General features: G+C 58.1%; 1 protein-coding gene. It reads right to left on the bottom strand.

Translation table 11 applies throughout. From position 1 onward, the window contains the following. The coding region (locus G9G57_RS25185) for a non-ribosomal peptide synthetase (RefSeq protein ID WP_164965675.1) at window positions 1-3,467 on the bottom strand (3,467 nt) is incomplete at both ends.

Genomic DNA, 3,467 nt, shown 5'->3' with positions numbered 1-3,467 from the left:
TATTCCCGCCGGTAGCCCGCCGCCGTGTTCACCAGGCTGCGGTGCTCGATCATCACGCCCTTCGGCTTGCCCGTCGTACCGGAGGTGTAGATGACGTAAGCCAAATCGCGCGGCTTGTTCACATTCGCCGGATTCGACGCGAGATCTACCGCTAGTACGTTCTTCTCGGCTTCTGCCGTGGCGGACGTTTCGGCAGCAGCTGCTTGCGCCAAAGCCTCCGCCTCTGCGCCTGCTTCGCCCAAAGCTTGTACACCCACAGCCGCTTCCGCCGCTCCGAGGCTGTACGTCGCGGCGTCGTCAAGCGCAAGCACCGTTTGCAGCACTAGAGCTCCGTCGCTGCGCCAAGCTTCCGCCTGCTCCAGCAGGCGGGTCTGCGTAAGCAGCACCGACGCCCCGCTGTCCGCGAGCATATACTCGATCCGCTCCGCCGGATAGTCCGGGTCGAGCGGCACATAAGCGCCGCCCGCTTTCCATACGGCGAGCACCCCGATCAACAGCTCCGCCGAACGATCGGCCAGAATGCCGACCACCTGCTCCGGCTTCACCCCACGCGCCCGCAGTGCATACGCCAGACGATTCGCTTTGGCGTTCAGCTCCGCATACGTCAGCTTGCTGTCTTCGTAGACAACCGCCAGCGCTTCCGGAGTGCGCTCCGCCTGCTCCTCGAACAGCTCGTGGAACGTTCTCTCTCTCCACGACTCATCCGCTTCCAAACCTGTACCCTCTGCGGCGGGTTGCTTCGCAAGAGCCGAAGACGACACGTCAAACCCGACCAGCAAATCATGTTTTTCGCTGTCCGTCAAGATATCCAAATCCGAAATCCGCGCACCCGGCTGAGCCAGGATCGATGTCAAAAGCTGCTCGTAATGTCCCGCCAGCCGTACCACCGTTTCCTGTCTAAACAACGAGGTAGCGTATTCGATCTTGCAAACCAGTTCGTTATCGGCTTCCACGATATCAAAGCTAAGGTCAAACTTTGCCGTCTTTTCCTCGATGTCGAACAGCGACCATTGCAAGCCTTCCAGGGTTAAATCCAAGCTTTCGTGCTTTTGCAAAGAAAACATGGTGTCAAACAGAGGATTCCGGCTTAAATCCCGGCTCACCTGAAGAGCTTCCACCAGCTCCTCGAACGGATAGTCTTGGTGCTCGTAGGCTCCAAGCGTTGTTTCCTTCACTTCCTGCAAGTAATCCAGGAACGTCCGCTCCGCCGCCGGACCCAAGCGAAGGGCCAGCGTATTGACGAACATACCGATAATCGGCTGCAGGTCGGCGTGAGAACGGGCGGCAATCGGAGTGCCGACCACTATATCTTCCTGTCCCGCGTATTTATGAAGCAATACGGAGTACGCAGCCAGCAGAAGCATGTACAGCGTCGCCCCTGAATCGCCGGCAAGCCGTTTGAGAGCTTCGCTTTTCTCCGCATCCAGCGTAAACGTGAGCGTTTGACCGTCAAACTGCTGCACGGCTGGGCGGGAGAAGTCGAGAGGCAGCTCAAGAACCGGAAGCTCGGAGCTGAATACCCCACGCCAGTATTCCTCCTGCCGTTTGATGCGCTGGCGCTGCTCCTCGGATTGCTGCCAAACGGCGTAATCCTTGTATTGAATCCGCAGCTCCGGCAATTCTTCCCCATTGTAAAGCCGCACGAATTCGCGCAGCAGCACGTCCATGGAAAGGCCGTCGGAACCAATATGATGAATATCCAGTGCGAGCAGGAATTTCTCTTTCTCCAGTTCGATCAGCAGGGCGCGCAGCAAAGGCGGCTGGGTCAAGTCAAAAGGCTGAATGAAGCCTTCAAGAATGGCCGCAACCTGATCTTCGCTTGCTTGAAGCTTTTCGACCTTGAAAGCTACGAGCGGATGAATACGCTGAACCGGCTCCCCATTCACGATTTCAAAACCGGTGCGCAGCATATCATGCCGGGCCACCAAAGTAGTCAGCGCCTTTTCCACTTTGGCCTCGTTCAAAGCCCCTTCCAACTGCAAGGCACTTGGGAGGTTGTAATTCAGCTCCGAGCCATCCAGCTGGTGCAGGACGTACAGCCTTTTTTGCGCGGAGGAAACCGGATAGTACGCTTTCTCTTCCGCTTTCGGAATTGAGCTGTGCCGCGTTTCTTCCAAGCTGGCAATAGCCCCGGCCATCGACTCTACCGTCGTATAGCGGAACACATCGCGCAGCGGAAGTTCGACGTTCATTTCCTTTTGAATCTTGCTGACAAGGTTCGTCGCCCGCAAGGAGTGGCCTCCGAGCTCGAAGAAATTGTCCAGGACTCCAATGCCGGAGTAGCCCAGCACTTCCTCCCAGATCTTCACAAGCTGGGACTCCATCCGGTTACGCGGTGCTACATATTCGACGCCCGTCTGCAAGCTGCCTTGCGGTTCCGGCAGCGCTTTGCGGTCTACTTTGCCATTGGCCGTCAGCGGCATGCGCTCCAGCTGCACGAAGTACGACGGGATCATGTACCCCGGCATTCCCTGGGCCAGCGAGGTTCTCATTTCGCTGACCGTCAGTGTCCGATCCGCCACAAAGTAGGCGACAAGCGCCTTCTCGCCCCCGCCGTCCTGACGGGCAAGCACCACCGCTTCTTCCACGCCCTCGACGTTCAGCAGCTGCGTCTCGATTTCGTCCAGCTCGATCCGGTACCCGCGGATTTTGACCTGGTGATCGATCCGGCCCAGGTATTCGATGTTGCCGTCCGGCAGCCAAGCCGCCAAGTCGCCCGAGCGGTACAGTTTCTCCCCCTCCGCAAACGGGGAATCGACGAACTTCTCCGCCGTCAGATCCGGGCGGTTCAGGTATCCTCTCGCAAGGCCTTCCCCGGCCACGTACATTTCGCCCGCTACGCCGATCGGCACAGGCCGGCGGCTTTCATCAAGGACGTACACCCTCAGCGTCGGGATCGGCTTGCCGATATTGCTCTTCGCCGCCTCCATTTCGACCCACGTTATTTCCTTATACGTCACGTGAACAGTCGTCTCGGTAATGCCGTACATATTGATCAGCTTCGTCTCCGGGTACTTCGTCTTGAAGCCCTTGAGCAGCAGCGGACTCAGCGCTTCGCCCCCGAAGATGACGTTGCGAATCCGCAAATCGTACGGATGGTCCGTCAAGACCTCGCGCAGCAGCTGGTAGAAGTACGTTGGCGTCTGGTTCAAAATGGTAACCTGTTCGCGGCCCAGCAGCGCCAGGAAATCGGCCGGATTTTTCGCCGTGAACGGCGGTACGATGACCAGCTTGCCTCCGTACAGCAGCGCTCCGTACATTTCCCAAACGGAGAAATCGAAGCAGAACGAGTGGAACAGCGTCCACGTGTCGGACGGCCCGAAATCGAACAGGTTCTTGTCATTGAACAGGAGGCGCACGACGTTCTTATGCTCGATCAGCGTTCCTTTGGGTCTGCCGGTCGTTCCCGACGTGTAGATGACATAAGCCAGGTTGAGCGGCCCGGAAATCGGCTCCAGGTTCGAAGC

The sequence above is a fragment of the Paenibacillus sp. EKM211P genome, assembly GCF_011066175.1.
GTDB classification, from domain to species: domain Bacteria; phylum Bacillota; class Bacilli; order Paenibacillales; family Paenibacillaceae; genus Paenibacillus; species Paenibacillus polymyxa.
The sequence above is the reverse complement of the archived record's forward strand: the minus strand, read 5'-3'. Positions and strand labels throughout refer to the sequence as shown.